Origin of the sequence: Streptomyces sp. NPDC056580 (assembly GCF_042793175.1) — a bacterium.
In the GTDB taxonomy this organism is placed as follows: domain Bacteria; phylum Actinomycetota; class Actinomycetes; order Streptomycetales; family Streptomycetaceae; genus Streptomyces.
Genome location: NZ_JBHTVE010000008.1, coordinates 249,847 through 275,151, shown reverse-complemented (window position 1 = coordinate 275,151; position 25,305 = coordinate 249,847). Strand labels below are relative to the sequence as shown.

Below are 25,305 nucleotides of genomic sequence, written 5' to 3'. Positions count from 1 at the left end.
CCCGCATGTGGCCCCTGCTGGTTCCAGGGACGTTCGTAGGAAGGGAGCCCACCATGACCCACGACTCCATCGAGGACCCCATCGAGCCCGACGCGATCGAGGACCAGGAGGACGACAGCGCCCCCGAGATCGACGTCGAGGCCCCCGAGGGGGACGCCGCCGAGCAGCACGCGGACATCGCCCCGGAGCGCGACGAACCGCTCACGGACGTGGACCCGACCCGCGGCAACGAGGCCGATCTCATCGAGCAGAGGCGCGTCGTGTCGCTCGACGAGGACGACTATCGCTGACCCCGTCGCCGTCCCACGGGGTCCGTTCGGCCGCGCCAGGGGGCGCCGACCGCTTTCATCGCCGTCCGGTACGTGAAATTCTGCGCTCGCACCGCGCACAGCACGGTTACCGAAAAGTACGATGGCCGCGCGGCCTACACCGCACGTGGACGACTTTGGGAGGCGGCGTGACAGCCATCGAGCAAACTGAGGCGGCACGCCCACGTGGCACACGTCTGCCACGCCGAGCCCGACGGAACCAGCTGCTGGGCGCCGCCCAGGAGGTCTTCGTCGCGCAGGGCTACCACGCCGCGGCGATGGACGACATCGCCGAGCGGGCCGGCGTCAGCAAGCCGGTGCTCTACCAGCACTTCCCGGGCAAGCTGGACCTCTACCTCGCGCTGCTGGACCAGCACTGCGAGGCGCTGATCCAGTCGGTGCGCAACGCGCTGGCGTCGACGACCGACAACAAGCAGCGCGTCCGCGCCACCATGGACGCCTACTTCGCCTACGTCGAGGACGACGGCGGCGCCTTCCGACTGGTCTTCGAGTCCGACCTGACGAACGAGCCCGCGGTGCGCGAGCGCGTCGACAAGGTCACCAACGACTGCGCCGAGGCCATCTGCGACGTCATCGCCGAGGACACCGGCCTCTCGCGCGCGGAGTCGATGCTGCTCGCCTCCGGTCTGGGCGGGCTGGCCCAGGTGGTGGCGCGCTCCTGGCTGCACAGCGATCGCACCGTGCCGCGCGACCAGGCGGTGCAGCTGCTGACCTCGCTGGCGTGGCGGGGCATCGCCGGCTTCCCGCTGCACGGCATGGACCACCACTGACGCTCGTCTCTTCCCCCGCGGTGTTCGCTGATGGCGTTCCGGCCCGCAGCGTGTACGTCCCCTCACCGGGCTAATGTGTGCTGGTACGGCGCGGAAGATCGCGCACAGCACTGACCGTCGGAGGGACATAGCCGTGGAGGTCAAGATCGGCGTGCAGCACGCGCCCCGCGAGATCGTTCTGGAGAGCGGTCAGAGCGTCGCCGAGGTCGAGCGCCTGGTGTCCGAGGCCCTGGCCGGCAAGGCGCCCCTGCTCAGCCTCGAGGATGAGAAGGGCCGCAAGGTCCTGGTGCCGGCGGACCGCCTGGCGTACGTGGAGATCGGCGAGCCGACCGTCCGCAAGGTCGGCTTCGGCACGCTGTAGGTCCCGTTCGACGGAAGGGGCCCGGCGGCATGGCGCCGCCGGGCCCCTTCCGTCTTTCGGCGCCCGTGCCTGAGGTGTCCGTGCCGTCGCCGGGTCCGTGGCACCCGCACACAGTTGGCGCACGAGTCGTCCACAGGGGAGGGTTGCACTCCGCAGGTCACGGGTAGGACGGGCTACGACCGTGAAGCACCGGCCGGCCGTGGGAGGGACCCAAGACATGATCCTGGAAGCACTCGGATCCGCGATGGTCGGTCTGCTCCTCGCCTGGGCGGCGACACAGCGCCTGGCGCACCGTCTGCCCGCCCCACCCCTGGTCTTCGCGACGGGCGTCGCCGGCGCCCTGTTCGGCGACTTCGTCACCCACAGCGCGCTCGGTCCCGGCACGGCCCTGCTGAGCCTGCTGGGCGCCGCGGTGGTCTCGGCGGCCTCCCTGTCGCTGCTCCTCCGCCCGGCCGGCCGCCGGCTGCGCCGACGATCGATCCCGGCGTAGCGGGCGACGCCGCCGGGGGGCGCGCACCGCGCCCCCCGAACGCCGGGGATCAGGCCGCGAGGCCCAGTGCGGCCATCCGCTTGGTGTGCGCCTCGGTGATGCGGGAGAACATCCGGCCCACCTCGGCGAGGTCGAAGCCGTCGGCCACACCGCCCACGAGCATCGTGGACAGCGCGTCCCGGTCGGCGACCACCCGCTGCGACTGCGACAGCGCCTCACCCATCAGCCGCCGGGCCCACAGCGCCAATCGGCCGCCCACGCGCGGATCGGCGTCGATCGCCGCACGCACCTTCTCCACCGCGAAGCCGGCGTGCCCGGTGTCGTCGAGGACCGCGAGGACCAGCTCGCGCGTGTCGGAGTCCAGACGGGCCGCGACCTCCCGGTAGAAGTCGCTGGCGATCGAGTCGCCGACGTACGCCTTCACCAGGCCCTCCAGCCAGTCGGAGGGCGCGGTCTGCCGGTGGAAGCCGTCCAGGGCGGCGACGAACGGCTCCATCGCGGCGGTCGGCTCCTGACCGATCTCGGTCAGCCGGTCGCGGAGCCGCTCGAAGTGGTGGAACTCGGCCGAGGCCATCTTCGCCAGCTCCGCCTTGTCCGAGAGCGTCGGCGCCAGCTTGGCGTCCTCCGCGAGCCGCTCGAACGCCGCGAGCTCGCCGTACGCGAGCGCTCCGAGCAGGTCCACGACCGCGGCGCGGTACTGCGGGTCGGCTGCGGCCCGCGCCCAGTCCTGGGCGGCGACGCCGGTGCGTCCGGCATCGGCGGCGGGCGCGTTCTCAGGCTTGTCAGAGCTAGTCATGAGGCGCACAATAGTCCGCTCGCCCCGCCCCGGAAGCCCCCGGCCGACGACTGTGACCACGACTACGTGAGCAAATCGGCCATCGCATGTGCGCGAATCCGGGGTATGGTGGTAATGCGCCTGGCTGAGTGCGTCGATGATGTTCGACGTGTCCCGACAGGCCGCACGCATGAGGATGCCCGGTCGGTGGCCCGATCGGCTCCGACCCGACAGCCCTCCCCGGCCGTACGGAACATACGTACGACGACCGGAGGGACACCCTCAGCGGTACGAGCGCTAGAGCGTCGGCAGAGGTCCCGTGCTTTACGGCTGGCCCCGAGTGGTTCGCCCGTATGGCAACCGACGTCCCCGGCACGGTCCGTCAAGACCCCCGCGCTCGCCTCGCGCCGCGCCACACAGAAGAGGCAGCACCCTGACTACCACCTTTCGAGACCTCGGAATCCTTCCCGAGACGGCCGAGGCCCTGGAGGCCGTCGGCATCATCACCCCCTTCCCCATCCAGGAGATGACGCTTCCCGTCGCCCTTTCCGGCACGGACGTCATCGGCCAGGCCAAGACCGGCACCGGCAAGACGCTGGGCTTCGGCCTCCCGCTCCTGGAGCGGGTGACGGTCCCCGCCGACGTCGAGGCCGGCCGCGCCGCCCCCGAGGCACTGACCGAGGCCCCGCAGGCACTGGTCGTCGTCCCGACGCGCGAGCTGTGCCAGCAGGTCACCAACGACCTGCTGACCGCGGGCAAGGTGCGCAACGTGCGCGTCACCGCGATCTACGGCGGCCGGGCCTACGAGCCCCAGGTCGAGGCCCTGAAGAAGGGCGTCGACGTGGTCGTCGGCACCCCGGGCCGGCTGCTCGACCTGGCGGGCCAGAAGAAGCTGAACCTGAAGCACGTCAAGTGCCTGGTCCTCGACGAGGCCGACGAGATGCTCGACCTGGGCTTCCTGCCCGACGTCGAGAAGATCATCGACATGCTCCCGGCCAAGCGCCAGACCATGCTGTTCTCGGCCACCATGCCGGGCGCGGTCATCGGTCTCGCGCGGCGCTACATGTCGCAGCCCACCCACATCCGCGCCACCGCGCCGGACGACGAGGGCGCGACGGTCGCCAACATCAAGCAGTTCGTCTACCGCGCGCACTCCATGGACAAGCCGGAGATGGTCTCCCGCATCCTGCAGGCCGAAGGCCGCGGACTCGTGATGATCTTCTGCCGCACCAAGCGCACCGCCGCCGACATCTCCGAGCAGCTCGAGCGGCGCGGCTTCGCCTCCGGCGCGGTCCACGGCGACCTCGGCCAGGGCGCCCGCGAGCAGGCCCTGCGCGCCTTCCGCAACGGCAAGGTCGACGTCCTCGTCTGCACCGACGTCGCCGCCCGCGGCATCGACGTCGAGGGCGTGACCCACGTCATCAACTACCAGTCCCCCGAGGACGAGAAGACCTACCTGCACCGCGTCGGCCGCACCGGCCGCGCGGGCGCCAAGGGCACGGCGATCACGTTCGTCGACTGGGACGACATCCCGCGCTGGCAGCTCATCAACAAGGCGCTGGACCTGGGCTTCGGCGACCCGGTGGAGACGTACTCCACGTCCCCGCACCTGTTCTCCGAGCTCGGCATCCCCGCGGGCACCAAGGGCATACTGCCGCGCTCGGAGCGGACCCGCGCCGGGCTCGACGCGGAGGAGCTCGAGGACCTGGGCGAGACCGGTGGCCGCGGTGCGCGCGGCCGTGTCCGGGGCGGCCGTGGTGGCCGACCCGAGTCCGGCGCCGCCCCCACGGCCGAGCGTGAGCGCCCGGCCCGCAGCACCCCGCGCCGCCGTCGCCGCACCCGCGGCGGAGCCGCGCTGGACGGCACCACCGCTCCCGCGCCGGCTACCGGGTCCGGCACCGCCGCCGAGGAGCCCGCGGCGACCCGCACCCCGCGCCGCCGTCGCCGCACCCGCGGCGGAGCCGCGGCCGAGCCGGTGACGAGCGCCGCGCAGGCGACCGTCGAGACGGCCGCCGTCGAGTCGCCCGCTGCCGAGACGGCCGCCGTGCTTTCGGTGGACACGGCGGAGGGCCCGGCCGTCCTGGACGCCCCGGAGAAGCCGCGCCGCCGCCGTACGCGCAAGCCTGCCCAGGCCGCCGAGGCCCAGCCGGCCGAGGCGCCCGTGACCGAGGCGCCCGCGATCGTGGCCGACCCGGCGCCCGTGACGGCAGCGCCCGAGGCCGTGGTCGAGGCCGCCGAGCCGAAGCCGCGCCGCCGGACCCGCAAGACGGCCGAACCGGCCGCCGAGGCCGCCGTGGACACCGCCGCTGCCGCCGAGGCCGCCGTCGACACCGCGGAAGCCACGGAGGCCAAGCCCCGCCGCACTCGCAAGAAGGCAGCCGCCGCCCCGGAGGCCGTCGAGGCCCCCGAGACCGAGGCCGAGGCCAAGCCGCGCCGGACCCGCAAGACCGCCGCTGCCGCCGAGGCCGCCGTCGACACCGCGGAAGCCACGGAGGCCAAGCCCCGCCGCACTCGCAAGAAGGCAGCCGCCGCCCCGGAGACCGTCGAGGCCTCTGAGGCCGAGGCCGAGGCCAAGCCGCGCCGGACCCGCAAGACCGCCGCTGCCGCCGAGGCCGCCGTCGACACCGCGGAAGCCGCCGAGGCCAAGCCCCGCCGCACCCGCAAGAAGGCAGCCGCCGCCCCGGAGACCGTCGAGGCCTCTGAGGCCGAGGCCGAGGCCAAGCCGCGCCGGACCCGCAAGACCGCCGCTGCCGCCGAGGCCGCCGTGGACGGGGCCGAGGTGGCCGCGCCCAAGGCGCGCCGGACCCGTAAGGCCGTCGCCGAGGCGGCGGTCCCGGAGATCCCGGCGCAGGCCACCGAGGGGCCGGAGGCCAAGCCGCGCCGCCGGACCACCCGCAAGGCGACGGCGCCCGCCGCCGAGGCCGCCGAGGCGGCTCCGAAGGCCCGCCGTACCCGTAAGGCGGCGGCGTCCGTGGAGACGCCCGAAGCCTGACCCGCACCCCGGCACACCAGCCGGACGACGGCACGGCACCACGCCGATGGCCCGGCCCACCTTCCGTGGGCCGGGCCATCGGCGTTCCGGCCCCGCCTCCGCCCCGTGCACGGCCCGTCACCCGCCGCACCGCCACGCCGGATAACCTCTTCCTCATGAGCAGGCCTGCCACCTTCGTCCCGCCCGCCGGCGCCCGCACGTACCACCTGCGCACCACACGCGGGGAGTTCGCCGTGGTGGACGCGCCCGTCGCCGACGGGGTCGAGCCCAGGGGCGTCGCGCTGCTGCTGCCGGGATTCACCGGCAGCAAGGAGGACTTCAACCCGCTCCACGTGCCGCTGGCCCGGCGCGGGTACCGGACCGTGGCCGTGGACGGGCGCGGGCAGTTCGAGTCGGACGGGCCCGAGCACGACGAGGACGCCTACGCCCAGCAGGAGCTGGCCCGGGACGTGCTCGCACAGGCGGCGGCGCTCGGGACGGCGCCGGTGCATCTGCTGGGACACTCGCTGGGCGGGCAGGTCTCGCGCGCGGCCGTGCTGCTCGACCGCTCCCCCTTCGCCTCGCTCACCCTGATGGCCTCGGGGCCGGCGCAGATCTCGGCTTCCCAGCGGCAGCGAGTGAAGCTGCTGCGGGACGCGCTCGCGGTGATGACGATGGCCGAGGTGTGGGACGCGATGCAGGCCATGGAGGCGCCCGAGGAGACCGCCACCGGCGGGCCGGCCGACGGCCTCGGCAACCGGACCGACCTACGACGCCGCTGGCTGGGCAACAAGCCCGCCCAGCTCATCGCCACCGGGCGGCAGTTGTGCACCGAGCCGGACCGGGTCGCCGAACTCGCCGCCGTGGCACTGCCGTTCCACGTGCTGTCCGGAGAACTGGACGACACCTGGCCGCTGGCGCTGCTCGACGGCATGGCGCAACGGCTGGGAGCCCGGCGGACGGTCGTGGCGGGTGCCGAGCACTCGCCCAACACCGACCAGCCGTTCGCCACGGCCCGGGCGCTCGCCGACTTCTGGGACGCCCACCCCGCGCCCGCCGGCTGAGCACCCGACCAGCGCCCGCCGACTGAACACCCGCCTCCCGCGCGCCAGGCTGACCAGTTGGAGGCGGACCGCCAGGCTGACCAACGCGAGGCGGACCGCCAGGCTGACCATGACCGGCGGGGCCCCCAGGCTGACCATGACCAGCGGGTGGGCCGCCAGACCGCCTCAGTACTGCGTCCGCAGGTGCTCCCAGAAGCCGTCCCGCAGGGCGCGGCGCAGGTCGGCCTGGCCGCGCAGGGAGTACTGGAGCATGCCCTCGGCCTCCACCAGCAGGTCCTGGTCGACGGAGCCGGGCAGGTAGGGGTGGCCGGGCAGCAGCTCGACCAGCGCCTCGCGGCCGCGGGCGGAGAGCCACTTGGCCGCGATCTGGGCGCCGACGAAGCGGACGTCCTCACGGGTGGGCCGGGTCCCGGCGGCGGGCTCGAAGGCGGCGGCCGTGCGCCGGGAGACGTAGGGCTTGAAGAACTCCAGGTCCAGGGTGCGCTGGCTGTCGACCTCCCAGAGCAGCGGCTCGGCCTGGTTGCGGCCCTCGGCGGCCTCGATGCCCCACAGGTGGACGCGGGCGCCGTAGCCCTGGGCCGCCTCCACCGCCGACACCAGGTCCTCGTCGCCGCCGAGCAGGGCCGCGTCGCTGATGGCGCGGTGCCGGGCCAGTGACTCCAGGTCGCTGCGGATGAGTGAGTCGACGCCCTTCTGCTGGTTGTTGGCGTTGAGGTTGCCGAGACGGACCTTGACGTCGGGCAGTTCGGCGATGGTCTGCTGCTCGGCGGTGTGGATGCGGCGGCGGGCGCCGTCGTACCAGTAGACGCGCAGCAGCCGGCTGTCGGCGAAGATCGTGCGGGCCCTGTCGATGAGGGCGTCGATCAGGCCCTCGGCGTCCAGGTCGAAGGCGCGCCGGTCCTCCGTCCCGGCGACGAGCCGGCCCGCGGCCGCGTAGAGGTATCCCGCGTCGACGAAGATCGCGTGGGTCGAGGGCGTCTTCGCCACCTCGACGAGCATGCGCTGCAGCAGCTCGTTGGTGTGGTCGATGCGGGCGGCGAGGGCCGCCAGGTCGTCGTTCATCACGTCCATTGTCCCGGCGATCACGCTGCGAACACAACCGCTCTCGGTCAGTCTCACGGACGCCGCTTACCGGTCAGTAATTAGACGTTCGAAAAATTTATTTAGCGTAGGGAATGTTTGTAACACGCAGCCCGTTGGATACCTACGACAGCACGTCACACCAGTAGTTCTCCGCAGGAGGATGACCAGACGAAGGGAGAAGCCCGTGCGCTTCGAAATCATGCGACTCGACGAGGTCGACGGCACCACCGTGGACAGCACCGTCGTGGACGCCGCCTCCGTCAACCGGATCGTTCAGCAGGCCGCCGCCGTAGGACAGCGCCTCTGGATCCGTCCGGCCGAGAGCCCGGCCTCGTAACACCCGGCGCTCACTCAAGCTTTCCGGGGGAGCCGAGGCCCGCTTCTCAGCTCCCCCGGATCACCTGAGTGACCCCGTTGATGATCTGCTGCACCGCGATCGCGGAGAGCATCATGCCCGCGAGCCGCGTCACCAGGACCACGCCGCCGTCCTTGATGACCCGGATGATCAGCAGCGAGTAACGCATCACCAGCCACAGCACGACGTGGATCGCGAGGATCGCGGCCCACACCGACACCTGCGTGGCGACGCTCCCGGCCTTCTGCACGGCGAGGATGACGGACACGATGGCGCCGGGCCCCGCCAGCAGCGGCATGCCCAGCGGCACCAGGGCGACGTTCACGTCCTTGGTCTGCTTCGGCTCGTCGGTCTTTCCGGTGAGCAGGTCCAGCGCGATCAGCAGGAGCAGCAGACCGCCCGCGATCATCAGCGCGGGGACGGAGACGTGCAGGTAGTCGAGGATCTGGTGGCCCAGGACGCCGAAGGTGGCGATGACCCCGCCCGCCACGCACACGGCCTGGAAGGCCATGCGCTTCTGCACCTTGGCCGGACGGCCGGCGGTCAGGGCGAGGAAGATCGGGGTGATCCCCGGGGGATCCATGATGACGAAGAGGGTCAGGAACAGGGAGCCGAAGACGGCGAGGTCGAACATGGTGGTGCTACAGGCCTTGCTGAAGTGAGCGGTACGGGGGGATCGGGCGAGGCGGGCAGGCCGCCTCAGGCTCCGCCGGTCCCCGGCACCGGGAACGCGCCCGTGGCCCGCCGGGTGATCTCGCCGTAGACCTCGGGGTCCGTCGTGTACGCGCCCAGCGAGACGGTCTTGCGGCTGCCGTGGTAGTCCGAGGACCCCGTGACCAGCAGCCCCAGCTCACCGGCGAGGCCGCGCAGCCGGGCCCGCGCGTCGGCGTCGTGGTCCATGTGGTCGACCTCGATGCCGTCCAGTCCCGCCGCCGCCATCTCGGCGATCACCGGCTCCGGCACCGTACGGCCGCGCTTGGCGGCGGCCGGGTGCGCGAACACGGTCACCCCGCCCGCGCCCTTGACCAGCCGGATCACCTCGAAGGGGTCGGTCTCGTGCTTCTCCACGAAGGCCCGGCCGCCGTCGGCGAGCCACTCCCCGGTGAACGCGTCACCGACGGTGGGCACGACGCCCAGCTCGACCAGCGCGGTGGCGACGTGCGGCCGCCCCACGGAACCGCCGGCGGCGATCCGCTCCACCTGCTCCCAGGTGACCGGCACGCCCAGCTCGTCGAGCTTGGCGACCATGGCCCGGGCCCGCGGCACCCGGTCGTCCCGGACCAGCTCGCGCTCGGCGAGCAGAGCGGGCTCCTCGGGGTCGAAGAGGTAGGCCAGCATGTGCATGGAGACGCCGTCGACCCGGCAGGACAGCTCGGCCCCGGTGACCAGGGTCAGGCCCTCGGGCAGCGCGGCGATCGCCTCGGCGTGCCCGCGGGTGGTGTCGTGGTCGGTCAGCGCGACGACGTCCAGACCGGCCGCGGCGGCGTTGCGCACCAGTCCGGCCGGGGTGTCCGTGCCGTCGGAGGCCGTGGAGTGACAGTGCAGGTCGATGCGCACGGCTGCTCCAGGCGGTGACGGGACGGAAGGGGACACCCAAGGATAGCGGCCGGAACAGGATGCCCTGTCACACCCGCACCCCCAGGGCGCCCCCTACAGCCGGCACTCAGGGTTCCAGCAGCCTCGGCGACAGCGCGCCGCACGGCACCAGGTCTATCTCGGCGCCCGCGTCCCGCAGGTCCGCCAGCACCAGTTCGTCGTACATCAGCAGGCCGGACTGCTCCGGCCACACCACCGCCCACAGCCACAGCCCGAGCGCCTCGCCGGCGAAGACCGCGCGGTCGTCGGGACCGCCGGAGACATGCCAGAGCGGGGTGGGGCGGCCGGCGGCCAGCACCTTGGCCTGGGGCGGCTTCTCGACGTTCATGTACGGGCCCGGGTCCGGGCCCCCGAGGCCGGCGTACCGCGCGCCGAGGCCGACGCCGAGCTCCTCGGCGACGAGGATCAGCTCGCCCACGCCGCCCAGCGGGCCTGGGCCGGTGCACGCCACGGCGGTGGCACGGCCGCCGCTGCGGTCGTCCCCGGCGTAGGCCACGCCCGTGAACAGCCATCCGACCGGCAGCGGCCACGGCATCCACACCGGGACCTGCGTGCGGTGCACGACCACGTTGAGCGCCTCGACGCTGGGCGGGATCACGGGCTGCAGCGGATACACCGTCCCGTGTGCTTCGCACTGCCAGGAATCGGCGAAGAGGCCGGGAGCCCTGACCCGGCCACCACACTTCGGGCAACTGGGTTCGCCCCTCATAGGGCTCCACGGTCCTACCCCGACCGGCCCGCGTCAAGGACGATCACCCGTCCGGGCGGAAGCCGCACGGCCCGCCCCACCAGGCAGAACTAGATGCATCTTGCATTAATTAGCCCTGCTAACTTACTATGTGCATAAACCAACTATCTGTAACCGGGACGGGAGAAGCACATGGACTCCTTCGACGCGGGAGCCGGCGGCATCCTGCGACAGCCCAAGGCGGTGTGGGCCACGGCCGGCGCCTCCGTCGTCGCCTTCATGGGCATCGGCCTGGTCGACCCGATCCTGCCGTCCATCGCGCAGGGCCTGCACGCCACACCCAGCCAGGTGTCCCTGCTCTTCACCTCCTACTTCCTGATCACCGCGGTGGCGATGCTGCTGACCGGCTTCGTCTCCAGCCGCATCGGCGGCCGCAAGACCCTGCTGCTCGGCCTCGCGTTCGTGATCGTCTTCGCGGCCCTGGCCGGCACCTCCGGCTCGGTCGGCCAGCTCGTCGGCTTCCGGGCGGGCTGGGGCCTCGGCAACGCGCTGTTCGTCTCCACCGCCCTCGCGGTGATCGTCGGCGCGGCGGCCGGGGGCAGCGCGGCGGCGATCCTGCTCTACGAGTCCGCCCTCGGGCTCGGCATGGCGTGCGGCCCGCTGCTCGGCGCACTGCTCGGCAACATCAGCTGGCGCTACCCCTTCTTCGGCACGGCCACGCTGATGGCGATCGGCTTCCTGTGCATCACGGCGTTCCTGAAGGAGCAGCCGAAGCCCGCCCGGAAGACCTCGATACTGGACCCGGTCAAGGCGCTCGGCCACGGCGGCCTGGCCTCGGCGGCCGTCTCGGCGTTCTTCTACAACTACACGTTCTTCACGGTGCTGGCCTTCACGCCGTTCGTGCTGAACATGACCCCGTACCGCTCCGGCGCGGTGTTCTTCGCCTGGGGCGTGCTGCTGGCGGTCTTCTCGGTGATCGTGGCCCCGCGCATGCAGGCGCGGTTCGGTTCGCTGAAGGTGCTCGGCGGCTCGCTGGTGCTGCTCGCGGCGGACGTGCTGGTGCTCGGCTACGGCGACCACAGCACCGCCGTCGTCTGCACGATCCTGTCCGGCGCCTTCATCGGCGTGAACAACACCGTCTACACCGAACTGGCCCTCGGCGTGTCGGACGCGCCGCGCCCGGTGGCGAGCGCGGGCTACAACTTCGTCCGCTGGTTCGCGGCCGCCGCCGCGCCCTACTTCGCGCCGAAGATCGAGGAGTGGACCGACATCCACATCCCGTTCGTGGTCGCGGCGGTCACCGCCGTGCTCGGCGCGGCCGTGGTCCTCGTACGGCGCCGGGCCCTCACCCACGAGGCGGAGGAGCTTGAGCCCCGGCACGCCTCCGAGGACGGTGTCGGCGTCTTCGCCAACTGACCGCCCAGGAGCGGGCGTTGGTGACCTTGCTCACTCGGGTGCGGCATCCAGCGGGGCGGACCTGCGGGCGGGATCCCGCAGGTCCGTCCCGCTCGCCAGCCAGCGCTCCTGGAGGGCCTGGGCGCCGTGGACCCGTTTCCAGGCGGCCTCGTTGGGGGTCATCGGCAGCAGCGGCAGGAACCGCACCGGCTCCATCGGGTCGTCCAGCGCCAGATCCTCGACGAGTCCGCCCGGCTCGCCCACCAGGACGGAGCTGAAGGGGGCGCCGGGCCACAGCGGTCCGCCGACGTCCAGGGACGCGCCCGGAGCCACCACCACACCTTCCACCTGCGGGGACGCGGCGAGCACGGCGAGCGGGCGGAGCACCTTGTCGGTGTCGGCGAGACCGGCGCGGACCGACAGCACCAGCTCGGCGCGCGGGCCCCTGACGGGGTCGGCGAGCACCGCCGTGGGGTCGGTCATGGGGTGGGCGGACATGCCGAGCGTGGCGTAGCGGACCACGTCCCCCTCGTGGAACCGGAGCACCTCGATGCGGTCCGTACCGAGAAAGGTGACCGCGGCGCGCGCGTCCGGTTCGCCCAGCGCGGTGTTCAACCGTGCCTCTACCAGAGGAAGAACATCAACCATGCGGTGAGCATAGAACTCGTCAGCACCGGGCAAAGCTGCACCTTGACACCACGGGCTGCTGCTACGCTGAGCCGGTGGTTCGGGGCAGCACGCAGAAGCGTCGCTATCGAGTCCCGACGCTGAGACTCCCTTACGAGGGACCGGCCGGAGGAGGTGGGGCTGTCATGGATCGAAGTCGACCGTGCAGTACCACTCGCTCTTCCGGCTGCTGATGTAGTTCCCGGCTGGCCGCCGCCTTCCCTTTCGCGTCGTCGTTCGGAAGAGCACTTCGTCTCGCCTTGCCTGATCTGTCTGACCTGACCTGAATCAGTTCTGCGTCAGCAGTGAAGACGCCACCGCGACGGTGCGGTGCTCCCCGCTTTGTGGACGTGCCAAACATCCTTCCCCGCCCGAACGCCGGGAAGACTCCGCAGGACGTCCCCATTCCGGGTAGTTCCACCCGTAGACGCGCGCTTTCGCTGCCCGCCCGCGAAGGAGCCTGCCCATGTCGATGATCCGCGACCTGCGCGCCGTGGTCCGCCCGTCGTCCCGCGTCTCGCCGCGCAAGGAGCAGAGCGCGCCCTACGACACCACGCGTGACCCCGCCACGCCCTCGGCCGTCGTCGACTGCGCCGTCTACCGCGACGGCGCCCGGGTGCGCAGCGCGGAGCCGCTGAGCCCGCAGGAGGCGATGCGGCTGGTGCGCCGCGACGGCGGGTTCGTGTGGATCGGGCTGCACGAGCCGACGGAGTCGGAATTCGCCGGCATCGCCCGGGAGTTCGGGCTGCACCCGCTGGCCGTGGAGGACGCGGTGCAGGCCCACCAGCGGCCCAAGCTGGAGCGGTACGACGACTCGCTGTTCACCGTCTTCAAGACCATCCACTACATCGAGCACGACCGGCTCACCGCGACCAGCGAGGTGGTGGAGACCGGCGAGGTCATGTGCTTCACCGGCCGGGACTTCTTCATCACCGTCCGGCACGGCGGCCAGGGCTCGCTGCGGGCGCTGCGGCACCGGCTGCAGGACGACCCCGAACTGCTCGCCAAGGGCCCCTCGGCCGTGCTGCACGCGATCGCGGACCACGTGGTGGACGGCTACATCGCGGTGGCCGACGCGGTGCAGGTCGACATCGACGAGGTGGAGACCGAGGTCTTCTCGCCGGGCCGGCGGGGCGGGGTCTCGCGCGGTGTGGACTCGGCGCGGATCTACCAGCTCAAGCGTGAGGTGCTGGAGTTCAAGCGGGCGGTGGCCCCGCTGCTGCGGCCCATGCAGCTGCTGAGCGAGCGCCCGATGCGGCTGGTCGACCCCGACATCCAGAAGTACTTCCGGGACGTCGCCGACCACCTCGCCCGGGTCCAGGAGCAGGTGCTGGGCTTCGACGAACTGCTCAACTCCATCCTCCAGGCCAACCTGGCGCAGGCGTCCGTCGCGCAGAACGAGGACATGCGCAAGATCACCGCCTGGGCCGCGATCATCGCCGTGCCGACGATGGTCTGCGGGGTGTACGGGATGAACTTCAAGTACATGCCGGAGCTGCACTGGCGGTACGGCTACCCGGTGATCATGGGCGTCACGGTCGCCCTGTGCCTGGGCATCCACCGCACCCTGAAGCGCAACGGCTGGCTGTGACCGGCCCTGGTTAGGCTGGGCTCATGACAAGCGAGCTGCTCGACCAGGCCCTCGTCGAGGAGGCCACCAAGAAGTCCGGCCTCATCTGGGTCAAGGGCGCCGGGGCCCCGGCGGCGCGCGCTCTGTGGCACGTGTGGCACGAGGGCGCGGTGTGCCTGGTGGGCGACGGACCCGGGGAGCAGCCGCTGACCGGCCTCGGCGACGGCGGCTCGGCCGAGGTGAGCGTGCGCAGCAAGGACAAGGGGGGCCGGCTGGTGACCTGGCGGGCCACCGTGTCGGAGCTGGGCGCCGGCTCGCCGGAGTGGGAGGCCGCGGTGGCCGAGCTGAAGGGCAAGCGGCTGAACGCCCCCGACGGCGAGGAGATGCCCGCCCGCTGGGCCCGGGAGTGCAGGGTGCTGCGCCTGGTGCCGGACGGGTCCCCGCTTCCGTTGCCCTCCGGGAGCCTGGCGGAGCGTCCGGTGCCGTCCCCGGCGACGACCCGCCGGCCGGCCCCGGCGGGCCTGCACCGCCTGCTGGCCGGGCGCCGGAAGAAGCGCTAGCGCCGGGGGCGTGCGGGCTACGACGTCGGCAGCTGCTTGCCGTAGTCGACCGTCTCGCCCTTCGCGGGCCGGGTCACGGTGAAGTCCTTGCCCCAGTCGGAGAAGGCCAGGGTGCCCGCGGAGGCGGCGCGCACCAGGCGCAGCGGGTACGGCTTGCCGTCCAGGGAGACGTCCAGGGTGCCGCCGTCGCCGCCGTCGCCGGTGACGCGGATGGTTGGGGTACCCGCTGTGTCGTGGTGGCCGTCGGTCGCCAGCGAGCCGTGCAGGGTCAGCAGACCGTCGAGGAGGACGTCCTTGTCCGTGAAACCGCTGAACTTCTTGTACGCGGGGTCTCCTTGGGGCACCTTCACGTACTTGCCGTCGAGCGTGCCCGCCGCGGACTCGTCGCCGCCGTTCCAGAACCGCGCGTCGGCCTTCAGGTACAGCTGGGTTCCGACCCGCAGCAGCCGGAAGGTGGCGCCCCGGGAGGTGACCGAACCGGTGCCGCCGTCGTCCTTCAGCCGCATGTCCAGCCGGTACGTACGCCCGCTGGTGACCACGGTCCCGGACAGCCGCACGGCGGGGGCCGCCTCCGCGGCGGCCCGGGTCCTCGCCTGGATCTCGCCGGCGGGCAGCTTGCCGACCCCGTTGGTCCCGGCGTCCGGATCGTCGCTGCACCCCGTCAGCACCGTCGCTCCCGTCACCGCCAGCGCGCACGTCGCGGTCACCAGCGCGGCCCGGCGAACACGGCCCAGGGGCATCGCAGTCACAGCAAGGGCTGCCTTTCTGACGGGTGCTGAGCGGCGTACGGCAGCGTACCGGGGCCCCGCCCGACCGGCGGAGCCGGACCGTCCGGACCGCCCACCAGGGCGTATCCGATCGGTACGGGCTAGCCTGAAGCGCACGCGAGCGGGCAGAGAACAGCAATCCCACGCAAGGCGAGCAAAGGAAGCACAGTCATGGCAGCCGGCGCCCCCCGGATCTTCGTCTCGCACCTCGCCGGGGTCCCCGTCTTCGATCCGAGCGGCGACCAGGTGGGTCGCGTACGCGACCTGGTGGTCATGCTGCGCGTCGGGCGACGGCCCCCGCGCGTCCTCGGGCTGGTCGTCGAGCTGTCCACCCGGCGCCGCATCTTCCTGCCCATGACCCGGGTGACCGGCATCGAGTCCGGACAGGTCATCACCACCGGCGTGCTCAACATGCGCCGTTTCGAGCAGCGGCCCACCGAGCGGCTGGTCTTCGGCGAACTGCTGGACCGGCGGGTGAAGCTGGTGGAGGGCGACGAGGAGGTCACCGTCCTCGACCTGTCCGTCCAGCAGCTCCCCGCCCGCCGGGACTGGGAGATCGACCGCGTCTTCGTCCGCAGGGGCCGCAGGGGCGGCGCCTTCCGCCGGGCCAAGGGCGAGACGCTGACCGTCGAGTGGTCGGCCGTCACCGGCTTCTCGCTCGAGGAGCACGGACAGGGCGCCGAGAACCTGCTCGCCACGTTCGAGCAGCTCCGCCCGGCCGACCTCGCCAACGTGCTGCACCACCTGTCCGCCAAGCGCCGCGCCGAGGTCGCCGCGGCCCTGGACGACGACCGCCTGGCCGACGTCCTGGAGGAGCTGCCGGAGGACGACCAGATCGAGATCCTCGGCAAGCTGGCCGAGGAGCGCGCGGCCGACGTCCTGGAGGCCATGGACCCGGACGACGCGGCCGACCTGCTGTCCGAGCTGCCGGAGGCGGACAAGGAGCGGCTGCTGAGCCTGATGAAGCCCGCCGACGCGGCCGACATGCGGCGCCTGATGTCCTACGAGGAGCACACCGCGGGCGGTCTGATGACCACCGAGCCGATCGTGCTGCGCCCGGACGCCACCGTCGCCGACGCGCTCGCCCGGGTCCGCAACCAGGACCTCTCCCCCGCGCTCGCCGCCCAGGTCTACGTCTGCCGCCCGCCCGACGAGACCCCGACCGGCAAGTACCTGGGCACGGTCCACTTCCAGCGGCTGCTGCGCGATCCCCCGTACACCCTGGTCAGCTCGATGGTCGACGACGATCTGCAGACCCTGGACCCGGACGCCGCCCTGCCGGTCGTCGCCGGGTTCTTCGCCGCGTACGACATGGTGGCCGCCCCCGTGGTGGACGAGTCCGGCTCGCTGCTCGGCGCGGTCACCGTGGACGACGTCCTGGACCACATGCTGCCCGACGACTGGCGGGAGACGGAGTTCCACCTGGACGAGGGAGAGGAGGCGGCCACTCATGGCTCCTGAGCGCGACACCGCGACCCGCGAGCGCAACCCGGCGGGCGCCACGGCCGCCCCCCGGCCCCGCACCCCCCGGCTGGACCAGCCGCGCCCGCCGAGGCGCCGGATCCTGCCCGAGTGGGACCCGGAGGCGTTCGGCCGGCTGTCGGAGCGGATCGCCCGCTTCCTCGGCACGGGGCGGTTCATCGTCTGGATGACGGTCGTCATCATCCTGTGGGTCCTGTGGAACGTGGCCGCGCCGGTGGGGCTGCGCTTCGACCAGTACCCGTTCATCTTCCTGACCCTGATGCTGTCCCTGCAGGCCTCCTACGCGGCCCCGCTGATCCTGCTGGCGCAGAACAGGCAGGACGACCGCGACCGGGTCAACCTGGAGCAGGACCGCAAGCAGAACGAGCGGTCCATCGCCGACACCGAGTACCTGACCAGGGAGGTCGCCGCGCTGCGCACCGGCCTCGGCGAGGTGGCCACCCGCGACTGGATCCGCTCGGAGCTGCAGGACCTGGTGAAGGAACTGGAGGAGCGGCGGCGCCACGACGGGCACGTCGTATTCCCGGCAGAGCGGGCGGAACGGTCGCCCGGACGTGACGCAGACGACCGCTGAGCCGCTACCCCCGGGCCCCTCGGAGCGCCGTACCATCGTCTCTATGGCTACGGAAGACGCGGTGCGCGAGGCACTGGCGACGGTGAACGACCCTGAGATCAACCGGCCCATCACCGAGCTGGGGATGGTCAAGTCGGTGGAGGTCGGGGAGGACGGCGCGGTCGCGGTCACCGTGTACCTGACGGTCTCCGGCTGCCCGATGCGCGAGACGATCACCCAGCGGGTGACCGAGGCCGTCTCCCGGGTCGAGGGCGTCACCGGCGTCACCGTCTCGCTGGACGTGATGAGCGACGAGCAGCGCAAGGAGCTGGCGAACGCGCTGCGCGGCGGCCAGGCCGAGCGCGAGGTCCCCTTCGCCAAGCCGGGCAGCCTCACCCGGGTCTACGCGGTCGCCTCCGGCAAGGGCGGCGTCGGCAAGTCCTCGGTGACGGTCAACCTGGCCGCGGCGATGGCGGCCGACGGCCTGAAGGTCGGTGTCGTGGACGCCGACATCTACGGCCACAGCGTGCCGCGCATGCTGGGCGCGGACGGCCGTCCGACCCAGGTCGAGAACATGATCATGCCGCCGTCCGCGAACGGTGTGAAGGTCATCTCCATCGGCATGTTCACCCCGGGCAACGCGCCGGTCGTCTGGCGCGGCCCGATGCTGCACCGCGCGCTCCAGCAGTTCCTCGCCGACGTGTACTGGGGCGACCTGGACGTCCTGCTGCTCGACCTGCCGCCCGGCACCGGTGACATCGCGATCTCGGTCGCGCAGCTCGTCCCGAACGCCGAGATCCTGGTCGTGACGACTCCCCAGCAGGCGGCGGCCGAGGTCGCCGAGCGGGCCGGCTCCATCGCCGTGCAGACCCACCAGAAGATCGTCGGCGTGGTCGAGAACATGTCCGGCCTGCCCTGCCCGCACTGCGGCGAGATGGTCGACGTCTTCGGCACCGGCGGCGGCCAGACGGTCGCGGACGGCCTCACCCGCACCACGGGTGCGTCGGTCCCGGTGCTCGGCAGCATCCCGATCGACGTCCGGCTGCGCGAGGGCGGCGACGAGGGCAAGCCGGTGGTCCTGAGCGACCCGGACTCCCCGGCGGGTTCGGCCCTGCGGGCCATCGCGGGGAAGCTGGGCGGCCGTCAGCGCGGCCTGTCGGGCCTGTCGCTGGGGCTGACCCCCAAGAACAAGTTCTGAGCCCTCTCGCGGCCGTCCGGCCCGGGACGAAGGGGCGCCGAGCGGTACCGGCGCCCCTTTCGTGTGCCCGCGGGTCCGTCAGGCGTACGCGGCGACGTCCTTGACGACCGAGAAGCCCAGTCCGTACGCGCTCATCCCCCGCCCGTAGGCGCCGACGTGCACGCCGGAGCCGGTGGTGCCGGCCAGCACCCAGCCGAACTCGGACTCCCGGTAGTAGAAGGGCATGGGCGTCCCGTCCACCGGCAGGGAGAGGCTGGACCACTCCGGTCCCTCTAGGTCGTCGGCCAGCGCCCAGGCGGTCTCGGTCTGCTGGTCCAGCCAGTCGTCGCGCAGGGTGTGGTCCATCTGCCCGGGCCAGGTGAAGGACAGCAGCCCCACGCCCGCAAGCCAGGCCGCCGAGGAGACCGACGTCGCCTCCAGCAGACCCGTGCCGTCGGCGCTCCGGCGGGAGGGGTTGGCGGCGACGGTGACGACCACCGCGAACTTCTCCCTCGGCTCGTCCGTGGCCGCGGCCACGTGCTCGTTGCGCACGGAGGGCTCGTCACCGTGCCCGATCGACCCGTGCTCGACGGCGCCGTCTGCCGCCGTGCCGACCTGCATCAGCCAGCGCGGCCCCGTGAAGGCCTCGTCGAGGCCGTACCAGGGGAAGGGCGCCCGCAGGTACCCGTCGATGGTGCGCGGGGCGGAGGGGAGCTGTCTTCCGCCCTCCGCGGCCGGCGGCTGCGCGCCCACCCGACTCGTCGTCTCCATCTGCCCGGACGCCTCCTCGCTCTCGTCGGACCGGGGTGGCCCGCCCCCCTTCGGGCGTCCTCGTCCGGACCGCACAACAACTCGGCAGCATATCCACACCGGTGAGGGCGGCACGGAAACCGCCCGGCGCGTGGGTCGCGCGTGCGGCCCACCGGGGACTTGTACGACGTGAGCGGGTTGTGAGGTGCGTCACCTGACGCCCGTTCGGGCTCAGGTGGCGTCGGCGTCGAAGGCCGGACGGACGTCCTTGCCGGAGTCCTGGGGCTTCTTGGTCATGTCGATGCGACCGCCGGACGAGGAGGACGACGAGGACGACGTCTGGCCGTCGCGGCTGTTGACCGCGTCCGTGACCTCGGCCATCTCCTTCTTCAGGTCGAACCCGTTGCGGATCTCCTTCAGCCCCAGGTCCTCGTTGTTCATCTGCTTGCGGATGAACGTCTTGGGGTTGAGGTCCTCGAACTCGAAGTCCTTGAACTCCGGGCCCAGCTCGCTGCGGATGTCCTGCTTGGCGCTCTCCGAGAACTCGCGGATCTTCCGGATCGTCCGCGTCACGTCCTGGATGACCTTGGGGAGCTTGTCCGGACCGAACACGAGCACAGCGAGAACAATGATGGTCACCAGCTCGAGTGGTCCTATGTCATTGAACACCTGGCGCTCCTTGCGATCCTCGGTCGCTCAACGGTACCCGGCCCACCTGTCGGACGGGTACCGCCTGGTGGTGAGACTTCCGTCAGTTCCGCCCGGACGGGGCGGAAGGAGCGGCCGAGGGCGTGTCGGTGACCGGAGCCGACAGCGCGTCCGGGCCGTTCGGCCCGGGCGTGACCTCGAGGCCGGGCGCGGCCGGCCAGGTGGTCAGGGGCAGGGGGGTGATGTCGCCCAGCGGGCGTATCAGCGGCGAGACCGCGGCCGCGCCGGCCATCACCGGCGTGGTCAGGTCGCGCATGACGTCCTGGACCTGCCCGGCCAGGGGCGGCTGGGCTCCGGGCAGCAGGGGGGCCGACAGGGACGTCGGCGCCGCCGGGTCCGGGCCGGGCAGGGTGCCGCCCTGGGCGAGCAGCGGCCCCACCGCACGGCGGCGCTGCGCGTCCGGCGTCGCCGCGCTCGCGGCCGTGCCGGCGCCCGCCGAGCGGGCCGGGACCACGCTGCCCGTGCCGGCGCCGCCGCGGGCGTCCGCGGCGAGGCCGCCGGGGATGGCGGTGGTGACGCCGCCGAGGGCGACCGCGGCCAGCGACACCGCCCCGGCGGCGGCGGCCGCGAACCGCAGTCCGCGCGAGGCGGGGCGGTCGGCGTCCGGGCGGCCGACGGGGTGTATGCGGAAGCCGCGCTCCTCGGGGGCGGGGGCCACGGCGTGGACGGGAGCGGCGGGTACGTAGCCGAACTCGAAGCGCTCCTCGCGGCTCACCCCGAAGACCCCGGCCTCGGCGCCTCGCCCGAGGAAGCCTCCCCCGGGCGCCGGCGTGCCGCCGCCGTCCAGGTCACCTCCCCCGGGAAGGCCCTGGAGACGGGCCAGGAAGCTCTCGGAGGGGGGCGGCGGGGCCGCCTCGGCGAACACGTTCTTCAGCCGGCGCTGGGCGTCCGCCTCCGCCTTGCACCGGGTGCAGGTGGCCAGGTGGGCGAGGACGCGCTCGCGCGACTCATGACCGAGCTCCCCGTCCACCAGGGCGGAGAGCCGGTCTCCCAGGTGCTGCTCGGCGAGGTGCGCCCGAGCGGGTTTCGGACGGGATCCGTTCACGCGGTCGCGCCCCCTCCCCCCAGAGCGGGGACACGGGCCACGAAGGAGCGCCGCCCGGCCTTGCGGGCCTCGGGCGACCGGTGGGCGAGGGCCTTGCGGAGCTGGGAGCGGCCGCGGTGGATGCGGGAGCGGACCGTGCCGAGCTTCACGCCGAGGGTCGCGGCGATCTCCTCGTACGACAGTCCCTCGATGTCGCACAGCACGACGGCGGCGCGGAACTCGGGCGCGAGGGTGTCCAGCGCCTGCTGCACGTCGGCGTCGAAGTGGGCGTCGTTGAAGACCTGCTGCGGGGTCGGCTCCTTGCTCGGCAGGCGCTCGGCCGCGTCCTCGCCGAGGGCGTCGAAGCGGATGCGCTGCTTGCGCCGGACCATGTCCAGGAACAGGTTGGTGGTGATGCGGTGCAGCCAGCCCTCGAAGGTGCCCGGCGAGTACGTCGAGAGGGAACGGAAGACGCGGACGAAGACCTCCTGGGTGAGGTCCTCGGCGTCGTGCTGGTTGCCCGTGAGGCGGTAGGCCAGGCGGTAGACGCGGCCGCTGTGGGTGCTGACGATCTCCTCCCAGGTGGGCGGAGTCCACGCCTGCCCGTCCGCGTCGGTGGTGAAGCTCGCGGTCTGGGCGTCGCCGGCGGCGAAGCCGGCGGTCCGGCTGTGGTCAGCGGCAGTGTCGGTCACGGATTTCGGCTTCCCCGCCGGCCCGAGAAGACGCCTCAGCATCCCTCTGCGGTCGACAGGCGCAGCCGCACCTCCCCTGTCAGCTCTGGTGGTGTCCAGTGGAGCCCCTACCATAGCCACCTCGCCCGTTAGGACCGGATAAGCGGTTTTACGAGAAATTGATCTGGGCTGATACGGCTCATACGCCTGCGTCAGCATGTGCTCGGTGTCCCGGTCCACCCCTCGCCCCCCGTCGCGTCCAGGCCCTTCGTCTCAACCCTGTAAACGCGCGGTCCCATCTGCGGGTTCCCGGCGCCAACGGATACAGTCACGCCCAGGCACCCACGGGGACAGGAGAGGGTCATTACCGGCAACCGGCAGACGAGCTGGGCGTTCGCCGACGCCTTTGTCGCCGAGGACGAGGCGCTGCTGTGGGCCCGCGACCGGGCCCGCGAGGCAGGGCTGCGCTCGGTGTCGCCCGGCACGGGCGCCGCGCTCCGCCTGCTCGCCGCCTCCGTGGACGCCAAGGCGGTCGCGGAGATCGGCACCGGCTGCGGGGTGTCGGGGATCCACCTGCTGCACGGCATGCGCCCCGACGGGGTGCTCACCACCGTCGATCCGGAGCCCGAGCACCAGCAGTTCGCCCGGCAGGCCTTCCGCGGCTGCGGCTTCGCCAGCAACCGGGCCCGCTTCATCCCGGGCCGCGCGCTCGACGTGCTGCCCCGTCTCGCGGACGCCGGCTACGACCTCGTCTTCTGCGACGGGGACCGGCAGGAGTACTCCGACTACCTAGCTGAATCGTTGCGCCTGCTGCGGCCGGGCGGGCTGGTGGTCTTCGAGGGCGTCTTCGCCAACGGCCGCACGGTCGACTCCGGGCCGCAGCCCTCGGAGGTGCTGCGGCTGCGCGAGCTGCTGCGCACGGTGCGGGAGAGCCAGGAGCTGGTGACGTCGCTGCTGCCGGTGGGCGACGGGCTGCTGTGCGCCGTCAAGCGGTGAGTCTGGTGCGCCGGGGGCCGGGACACACGTCCGCCCCGGCACCGCATACGATGCCGGGGCGGACGGAAGGACAGAATCGCCGGCTCGTCAGACGACGACCTTCTTGAGGGCGTCGCCGAGGGCCTCGGCCTCGTCAGGGGTCAGCTCGACGACGAGCCGACCGCCGCCTTCGAGCGGAACGCGCATGACGATGCCCCGCCCCTCCTTGGTCACCTCGAGCGGGCCATCACCCGTCCGCGGCTTCATGGCCGCCATGCTCGTTCCCCTTCCTGAAACCAGGCTCATCGTCTGCCGAAGCCCCACGAAGGGCACCCCGCGGTCCTGGTACGGGACACGCGACACCGGCATCGAACACATTGCTTCCAAGCCATTATCCCGCATCTCAGGACCCGATGACCAACATCAGTAGGCATCGCTTGAGCAACGCGCGCGAGCAAAACCACCCAATTCGGCGATGTGGCTGCGATACTGCGCCCCCGCACGGACACACCGCGTGCGGCTCCGCTCCGTTTTTCTTTGACGCAGGTCACACCTGCGCTCCGGCCCCCGGACGGCGATGTCCGCCATGCTGTCCTTCGGACCGTGGCCTACCGAGCGGTACGCCACCACTTCACACCGGAGGGGATGCCCCATGGCCGACACCGTTCTCTACGAGGTGACCGAGGGACTCGCGACGATCACGCTGAACCGCCCCGAGGCGATGAACGCGCTGAACATCGCGGCCAAGGTCGCCCTCCGGGAGGCGGCGGAGTCCGCGGCCGGGGACAGCGCCGTGCGGGCGATCCTGCTGACGGCGGCCGGGGACCGGGCGTTCTGCGTGGGCCAGGACCTCAAGGAGCACATCGGGCTGCTGGTGTCGGACCGCGAGACCGGGGCGGGGCAGACGATGACCACCGTCAGGGAGCACTACAACCCCATCGTGCGGGCGCTGGCCGGAGCGGCGAAGCCGGTGGTCGCCGCGGTGAACGGCGTCGCCGCCGGCGCCGGTTTCGGCTTCGCGCTGGCCGCCGACTACCGGGTGGTCGCCGACACGGCGGCCTTCAACACCTCGTTCGCGGGCGTCGCGCTCACCGCCGACTCCGGCGTCTCCTGGACGCTGCCCCGGGTGGTCGGTCCGTCCCGCGCCGCCGACCTGCTGCTCTTCCCGCGCAACATCAGCGCCCAGGACGCCCTGGAACTGGGCATCGCCAACCGGGTCGTGCCCGCCGCCGAGCTGCGGGCCGAGGCGGAGAAGGTGGCCCGGGCCCTGGCCGAGGGCCCGACGGTGGCCTACTCGGCGATCAAGGAGGCGGTGGCCTACGGCCTGACCCACTCCCTCGCCGAGACCCTGGAGAAGGAGGACGAGCTGCAGACCCGCGCGGGCGGCTCCGAGGACCACGCGATCGCGGTGCGGGCCTTCGTGGACAAGGAGAAGCCCAAGTACCTGGGCCGCTGACCGGAGGGTCGGTCGGGCGGACCGCGCCGCGCTCACGGGCCGTGGCACGCCCCGCCCACCGCGCCGACGGGGCTACTGAGCCCGGAGCCGGCCCGCTCCGCCGGACGCACCCCGTACCGCCGGGGCGGTGCGGCTCACGCACCCCTCCAGGTGGTCGTCGACCAGTCCGCAGGCCTGCATCAGCGCGTACGCCGTCGTGGGGCCGACGAACCGCAGGCCCCGCTTCTTCAGCGCCTTGGACAGGGCCGTGGACTCCGGCGTGACGGCGGCGACGTCGGCCAGGGTCCGCGGCACCGGGCGGCCCGCGGGCTCGGGGGCGTGCGACCAGATCAGCTCGTCCAGCTCGCCCTCGGCCCAGCCGGCCAGCACGCGCGCGTTGGCGAGGGTGGCGTCGACCTTGGCGCGGTTGCGGATGATGCCCGGGTCGGCCAGCAGCCGCTCGCGGTCCTCGTCGGTGAACGCGGCGACCTTCTCGATGCGGAAGCCGGCGAACGCGGCGCGGAAGCCCGGGCGGCGGCGCAGGATCGTGATCCAGGACAGGCCCGACTGGAAGGCCTCCAGGCTGATCCGCTCGAAGAGGGCGTCGTCGCCGTGGACCGGGCGGCCCCACTCCTCGTCGTGGTACGCCACGTAGTCCTCGGCGGACAGGGCCCACGGGCAGCGTGCCCTGCCGTCGGGCCCGACGATGGCCGCTCCGGTGCTCATCGCTGATCCTCCCGGCCCGGCTTGTCCAGCCGGGCGTGCGCGGCGGCGCGGGCGCCGGCCAGCGCGGACTCCAGGTCGGCGATCCGGGCGTCCCGCTCGGCGAGTTCGGCGGCGAGCCGGCCGAGGGCGTCGTCCACGTCGGACATGCGGTAGCCGCGCGGTGCGAGCGGGAAGCGCAGGTTCTCCACGTCCCGGCCGGCGACCGGGCGGTCCGGGGGCAGGGGGTCCCGCAGCCGCTCCGGGGCGGCCTCCGGCAACGGGCCGCGCTCACCGCCGCTGACCACGGCGAGTGTCACCGCGGCCACCACGACGGCCAGGGCGACGACCAGGAACAAGAACATCACCATCGCCGAAGGTCCCCACG

General features: G+C 72.5%; 29 protein-coding genes. 15 read left to right on the top strand and 14 right to left on the bottom strand.

The features are described from left to right. Nucleotides 1–53 precede the first annotated feature (53 nt). The 4 genes from ACFQ9Z_RS20065 (at nt 54) to ACFQ9Z_RS20050 (ending at nt 1,950) form a co-directional block, all read left to right on the top strand. Nucleotides 54–290 (top strand): hypothetical protein, encoded by a 237-nt coding sequence (locus tag ACFQ9Z_RS20065; RefSeq protein WP_383019391.1) that lies wholly within the window; start codon nt 54–56, stop codon nt 288–290. Between the two features lie 167 nt (nt 291–457). After that, nucleotides 458–1,099 carry a TetR/AcrR family transcriptional regulator gene (locus ACFQ9Z_RS20060; RefSeq protein ID WP_383019388.1) on the top strand — a complete coding sequence of 214 codons (642 nt, stop codon included), beginning with the start codon at nt 458–460 and terminating at the stop codon, nt 1,097–1,099. Nucleotides 1,100–1,232: 133 nt separating this feature from the next. After that, nucleotides 1,233–1,460 carry a DUF3107 domain-containing protein gene (locus ACFQ9Z_RS20055; protein WP_360660534.1) on the top strand — a complete coding sequence of 76 codons (228 nt, stop codon included), beginning with the start codon at nt 1,233–1,235 and terminating at the stop codon, nt 1,458–1,460. A gap of 217 nt (nt 1,461–1,677) precedes the next feature. Continuing rightward, complete coding sequence (locus ACFQ9Z_RS20050; protein ID WP_143627222.1) at nt 1,678–1,950, top strand: hypothetical protein; 273 nt, start codon at nt 1,678–1,680, stop codon at nt 1,948–1,950. Nucleotides 1,951–1,999: 49 nt separating this feature from the next. Here the strand turns inward: ACFQ9Z_RS20050 and ACFQ9Z_RS20045 are convergent, their stop codons facing one another. After that, a complete protein-coding gene (locus tag ACFQ9Z_RS20045) occupies nt 2,000–2,746 on the bottom strand; it encodes a ferritin-like fold-containing protein (RefSeq protein WP_383019381.1) in 747 nt (248 codons plus the stop codon). Nucleotides 2,747–3,251: 505 nt separating this feature from the next. Here ACFQ9Z_RS20045 and ACFQ9Z_RS20040 point away from each other — a divergent pair. Next, nucleotides 3,252–5,717 carry a DEAD/DEAH box helicase gene (locus tag ACFQ9Z_RS20040; protein ID WP_383019378.1) on the top strand — a complete coding sequence of 822 codons (2,466 nt, stop codon included), beginning with the start codon at nt 3,252–3,254 and terminating at the stop codon, nt 5,715–5,717. 155 nt (nt 5,718–5,872) lie between these two features. Beyond that, nucleotides 5,873–6,760 carry an alpha/beta fold hydrolase gene (locus ACFQ9Z_RS20035; protein WP_383019375.1) on the top strand — a complete coding sequence of 296 codons (888 nt, stop codon included), beginning with the start codon at nt 5,873–5,875 and terminating at the stop codon, nt 6,758–6,760. Between the two features lie 165 nt (nt 6,761–6,925). Here ACFQ9Z_RS20035 and ACFQ9Z_RS20030 read toward each other — a convergent pair whose 3' ends face one another. Then, nucleotides 6,926–7,831 carry an NYN domain-containing protein gene (locus ACFQ9Z_RS20030; RefSeq protein ID WP_383019914.1) on the bottom strand — a complete coding sequence of 302 codons (906 nt, stop codon included), beginning with the start codon at nt 7,829–7,831 and terminating at the stop codon, nt 6,926–6,928. A 196-nt stretch (nt 7,832–8,027) separates the two neighbouring features. On the opposite strand from ACFQ9Z_RS20030, the gene ACFQ9Z_RS20025 reads away from it, so the two are divergent. Continuing rightward, the gene (locus ACFQ9Z_RS20025; protein WP_174266095.1) at nt 8,028–8,180 is read left to right on the top strand and encodes a hypothetical protein; all 153 of its coding nucleotides are present in this window, start codon (nt 8,028–8,030) and stop codon (nt 8,178–8,180) included. 46 nt (nt 8,181–8,226) lie between these two features. On the opposite strand, the gene ACFQ9Z_RS20020 is transcribed toward ACFQ9Z_RS20025, so the two are convergent. The 3 genes from ACFQ9Z_RS20020 to ACFQ9Z_RS20010 form a co-directional block, all read right to left on the bottom strand. Continuing rightward, on the bottom strand, nt 8,227–8,832 hold the full coding sequence (locus ACFQ9Z_RS20020; RefSeq protein ID WP_143627230.1) for a MarC family protein: 606 nt from the start codon (nt 8,830–8,832) through the stop codon (nt 8,227–8,229). 65 nt (nt 8,833–8,897) lie between these two features. Further along, a complete protein-coding gene (locus ACFQ9Z_RS20015) occupies nt 8,898–9,755 on the bottom strand; it encodes a PHP domain-containing protein (protein ID WP_383019369.1) in 858 nt (285 codons plus the stop codon). Nucleotides 9,756–9,861: 106 nt separating this feature from the next. Continuing rightward, entirely contained in the window at nt 9,862–10,503 is a 642-nt protein-coding gene (locus ACFQ9Z_RS20010; RefSeq protein ID WP_383019366.1) for a DUF6758 family protein, read from the bottom strand. A gap of 171 nt (nt 10,504–10,674) precedes the next feature. Here ACFQ9Z_RS20010 and ACFQ9Z_RS20005 point away from each other — a divergent pair, with 171 nt between their 5' ends. Then, nucleotides 10,675–11,898, top strand: coding sequence for an MFS transporter (locus ACFQ9Z_RS20005; protein WP_383019362.1), 1,224 nt, complete (start codon nt 10,675–10,677; stop codon nt 11,896–11,898). A gap of 30 nt (nt 11,899–11,928) precedes the next feature. Here ACFQ9Z_RS20005 and ACFQ9Z_RS20000 read toward each other — a convergent pair whose 3' ends face one another. Next, the gene (locus ACFQ9Z_RS20000) at nt 11,929–12,525 is read right to left on the bottom strand and encodes a suppressor of fused domain protein (protein WP_383019358.1); all 597 of its coding nucleotides are present in this window, start codon (nt 12,523–12,525) and stop codon (nt 11,929–11,931) included. 484 nt (nt 12,526–13,009) lie between these two features. Here ACFQ9Z_RS20000 and ACFQ9Z_RS19995 point away from each other — a divergent pair, with 484 nt between their 5' ends. Then, complete coding sequence (locus ACFQ9Z_RS19995; RefSeq protein WP_360660561.1) at nt 13,010–14,134, top strand: magnesium and cobalt transport protein CorA; 1,125 nt, start codon at nt 13,010–13,012, stop codon at nt 14,132–14,134. A gap of 23 nt (nt 14,135–14,157) precedes the next feature. Further along, complete coding sequence (locus tag ACFQ9Z_RS19990; RefSeq protein ID WP_383019351.1) at nt 14,158–14,673, top strand: hypothetical protein; 516 nt, start codon at nt 14,158–14,160, stop codon at nt 14,671–14,673. A gap of 17 nt (nt 14,674–14,690) precedes the next feature. Here ACFQ9Z_RS19990 and ACFQ9Z_RS19985 read toward each other — a convergent pair whose 3' ends face one another. After that, nucleotides 14,691–15,413 (bottom strand): hypothetical protein, encoded by a 723-nt coding sequence (locus ACFQ9Z_RS19985; RefSeq protein WP_383019911.1) that lies wholly within the window; start codon nt 15,411–15,413, stop codon nt 14,691–14,693. 198 nt (nt 15,414–15,611) lie between these two features. On the opposite strand from ACFQ9Z_RS19985, the gene ACFQ9Z_RS19980 reads away from it, so the two are divergent. From ACFQ9Z_RS19980 to ACFQ9Z_RS19970, 3 genes are read left to right on the top strand one after another with little or no spacing between them, the layout of a single operon-like run. Beyond that, nucleotides 15,612–16,901, top strand: a complete 1,290-nt coding sequence (locus tag ACFQ9Z_RS19980) for a magnesium transporter MgtE N-terminal domain-containing protein (protein WP_383019346.1) — start codon at nt 15,612–15,614, stop codon at nt 16,899–16,901. Beyond that, nucleotides 16,891–17,496 (top strand): DUF1003 domain-containing protein, encoded by a 606-nt coding sequence (locus ACFQ9Z_RS19975; RefSeq protein WP_383019341.1) that lies wholly within the window; start codon nt 16,891–16,893, stop codon nt 17,494–17,496. The genes ACFQ9Z_RS19980 and ACFQ9Z_RS19975 overlap by 11 nt, the downstream gene beginning before the upstream one ends. Nucleotides 17,497–17,539: 43 nt before the next feature. Further along, nucleotides 17,540–18,673 carry an Mrp/NBP35 family ATP-binding protein gene (locus ACFQ9Z_RS19970; protein ID WP_383019338.1) on the top strand — a complete coding sequence of 378 codons (1,134 nt, stop codon included), beginning with the start codon at nt 17,540–17,542 and terminating at the stop codon, nt 18,671–18,673. Between the two features lie 78 nt (nt 18,674–18,751). Here ACFQ9Z_RS19970 and ACFQ9Z_RS19965 read toward each other — a convergent pair whose 3' ends face one another. The 4 genes from ACFQ9Z_RS19965 to sigE form a co-directional block, all read right to left on the bottom strand. Further along, complete coding sequence (locus ACFQ9Z_RS19965; RefSeq protein ID WP_383019335.1) at nt 18,752–19,423, bottom strand: hypothetical protein; 672 nt, start codon at nt 19,421–19,423, stop codon at nt 18,752–18,754. A 210-nt stretch (nt 19,424–19,633) separates the two neighbouring features. Continuing rightward, the gene (locus tag ACFQ9Z_RS19960; protein WP_383019332.1) at nt 19,634–20,071 is read right to left on the bottom strand and encodes a sec-independent translocase; all 438 of its coding nucleotides are present in this window, start codon (nt 20,069–20,071) and stop codon (nt 19,634–19,636) included. Between the two features lie 82 nt (nt 20,072–20,153). Next, the gene (locus ACFQ9Z_RS19955) at nt 20,154–21,155 is read right to left on the bottom strand and encodes an anti-sigma factor family protein (protein ID WP_383019328.1); all 1,002 of its coding nucleotides are present in this window, start codon (nt 21,153–21,155) and stop codon (nt 20,154–20,156) included. Next, nucleotides 21,152–21,868, bottom strand: a complete 717-nt coding sequence (sigE, locus tag ACFQ9Z_RS19950) for an RNA polymerase sigma factor SigE (RefSeq protein WP_383019324.1) — start codon at nt 21,866–21,868, stop codon at nt 21,152–21,154. The genes ACFQ9Z_RS19955 and sigE overlap by 4 nt, the downstream gene beginning before the upstream one ends. A gap of 234 nt (nt 21,869–22,102) precedes the next feature. Between sigE and ACFQ9Z_RS19945 the strand changes: the two genes are divergently transcribed. Then, a complete protein-coding gene (locus ACFQ9Z_RS19945; protein WP_143627258.1) occupies nt 22,103–22,801 on the top strand; it encodes an O-methyltransferase in 699 nt (232 codons plus the stop codon). Nucleotides 22,802–22,888: 87 nt separating this feature from the next. Here ACFQ9Z_RS19945 and ACFQ9Z_RS19940 read toward each other — a convergent pair whose 3' ends face one another. Continuing rightward, nucleotides 22,889–23,056, bottom strand: coding sequence for a DUF3117 domain-containing protein (locus ACFQ9Z_RS19940; RefSeq protein ID WP_018544333.1), 168 nt, complete (start codon nt 23,054–23,056; stop codon nt 22,889–22,891). Between the two features lie 376 nt (nt 23,057–23,432). Here ACFQ9Z_RS19940 and ACFQ9Z_RS19935 point away from each other — a divergent pair, with 376 nt between their 5' ends. Continuing rightward, nucleotides 23,433–24,236: an enoyl-CoA hydratase/isomerase family protein gene (locus ACFQ9Z_RS19935; RefSeq protein WP_383019319.1), complete on the top strand. Its 804-nt coding sequence runs from the start codon at nt 23,433–23,435 to the stop codon at nt 24,234–24,236. Nucleotides 24,237–24,308: 72 nt separating this feature from the next. Here the strand turns inward: ACFQ9Z_RS19935 and ACFQ9Z_RS19930 are convergent, their stop codons facing one another. Both ACFQ9Z_RS19930 and ACFQ9Z_RS19925 read right to left on the bottom strand, forming a co-directional pair. Further along, nucleotides 24,309–24,941 carry a DNA-3-methyladenine glycosylase I gene (locus tag ACFQ9Z_RS19930; protein WP_383019315.1) on the bottom strand — a complete coding sequence of 211 codons (633 nt, stop codon included), beginning with the start codon at nt 24,939–24,941 and terminating at the stop codon, nt 24,309–24,311. Then, nucleotides 24,938–25,288, bottom strand: coding sequence for a DivIVA domain-containing protein (locus tag ACFQ9Z_RS19925; protein WP_383019312.1), 351 nt, complete (start codon nt 25,286–25,288; stop codon nt 24,938–24,940). The genes ACFQ9Z_RS19930 and ACFQ9Z_RS19925 overlap by 4 nt, the downstream gene beginning before the upstream one ends. Nucleotides 25,289–25,305: the final 17 nt, after the last annotated feature.

Bases quoted from the DNA above. Each gene is read 5' to 3' on its own strand.
- ACFQ9Z_RS20065 (WP_383019391.1), top strand. From the start codon at position 54: ATGACCCACGACTCCATCGAGGACCCCATCGAGCCCGACGCGATCGAG.
- ACFQ9Z_RS20050 (WP_143627222.1), top strand. From the start codon at position 1,678: ATGATCCTGGAAGCACTCGGATCCGCGATGGTCGGTCTGCTCCTCGCC.
- ACFQ9Z_RS20045 (WP_383019381.1), bottom strand. From the start codon at position 2,746: ATGACTAGCTCTGACAAGCCTGAGAACGCGCCCGCCGCCGATGCCGGA.
- ACFQ9Z_RS20040 (WP_383019378.1), top strand. From the start codon at position 3,252: ATGACGCTTCCCGTCGCCCTTTCCGGCACGGACGTCATCGGCCAGGCC.
- ACFQ9Z_RS20035 (WP_383019375.1), top strand. From the start codon at position 5,873: ATGAGCAGGCCTGCCACCTTCGTCCCGCCCGCCGGCGCCCGCACGTAC.
- ACFQ9Z_RS20030 (WP_383019914.1), bottom strand. From the start codon at position 7,831: ATGGACGTGATGAACGACGACCTGGCGGCCCTCGCCGCCCGCATCGAC.
- ACFQ9Z_RS20020 (WP_143627230.1), bottom strand. From the start codon at position 8,832: ATGTTCGACCTCGCCGTCTTCGGCTCCCTGTTCCTGACCCTCTTCGTC.
- ACFQ9Z_RS20010 (WP_383019366.1), bottom strand. From the start codon at position 10,503: ATGAGGGGCGAACCCAGTTGCCCGAAGTGTGGTGGCCGGGTCAGGGCT.
- ACFQ9Z_RS20005 (WP_383019362.1), top strand. From the start codon at position 10,675: ATGGACTCCTTCGACGCGGGAGCCGGCGGCATCCTGCGACAGCCCAAG.
- ACFQ9Z_RS20000 (WP_383019358.1), bottom strand. From the start codon at position 12,525: ATGGTTGATGTTCTTCCTCTGGTAGAGGCACGGTTGAACACCGCGCTG.
- ACFQ9Z_RS19995 (WP_360660561.1), top strand. From the start codon at position 13,010: ATGTCGATGATCCGCGACCTGCGCGCCGTGGTCCGCCCGTCGTCCCGC.
- ACFQ9Z_RS19990 (WP_383019351.1), top strand. From the start codon at position 14,158: ATGACAAGCGAGCTGCTCGACCAGGCCCTCGTCGAGGAGGCCACCAAG.
- ACFQ9Z_RS19985 (WP_383019911.1), bottom strand. From the start codon at position 15,413: ATGCCCCTGGGCCGTGTTCGCCGGGCCGCGCTGGTGACCGCGACGTGC.
- ACFQ9Z_RS19980 (WP_383019346.1), top strand. From the start codon at position 15,612: ATGGCAGCCGGCGCCCCCCGGATCTTCGTCTCGCACCTCGCCGGGGTC.
- ACFQ9Z_RS19975 (WP_383019341.1), top strand. From the start codon at position 16,891: ATGGCTCCTGAGCGCGACACCGCGACCCGCGAGCGCAACCCGGCGGGC.
- ACFQ9Z_RS19970 (WP_383019338.1), top strand. From the start codon at position 17,540: ATGGCTACGGAAGACGCGGTGCGCGAGGCACTGGCGACGGTGAACGAC.
- ACFQ9Z_RS19965 (WP_383019335.1), bottom strand. From the start codon at position 19,423: ATGGAGACGACGAGTCGGGTGGGCGCGCAGCCGCCGGCCGCGGAGGGC.
- sigE (WP_383019324.1), bottom strand. From the start codon at position 21,868: ATGCTGAGGCGTCTTCTCGGGCCGGCGGGGAAGCCGAAATCCGTGACC.
- ACFQ9Z_RS19940 (WP_018544333.1), bottom strand. From the start codon at position 23,056: ATGGCGGCCATGAAGCCGCGGACGGGTGATGGCCCGCTCGAGGTGACC.
- ACFQ9Z_RS19935 (WP_383019319.1), top strand. From the start codon at position 23,433: ATGGCCGACACCGTTCTCTACGAGGTGACCGAGGGACTCGCGACGATC.
- ACFQ9Z_RS19930 (WP_383019315.1), bottom strand. From the start codon at position 24,941: ATGAGCACCGGAGCGGCCATCGTCGGGCCCGACGGCAGGGCACGCTGC.
- ACFQ9Z_RS19925 (WP_383019312.1), bottom strand. From the start codon at position 25,288: ATGGTGATGTTCTTGTTCCTGGTCGTCGCCCTGGCCGTCGTGGTGGCC.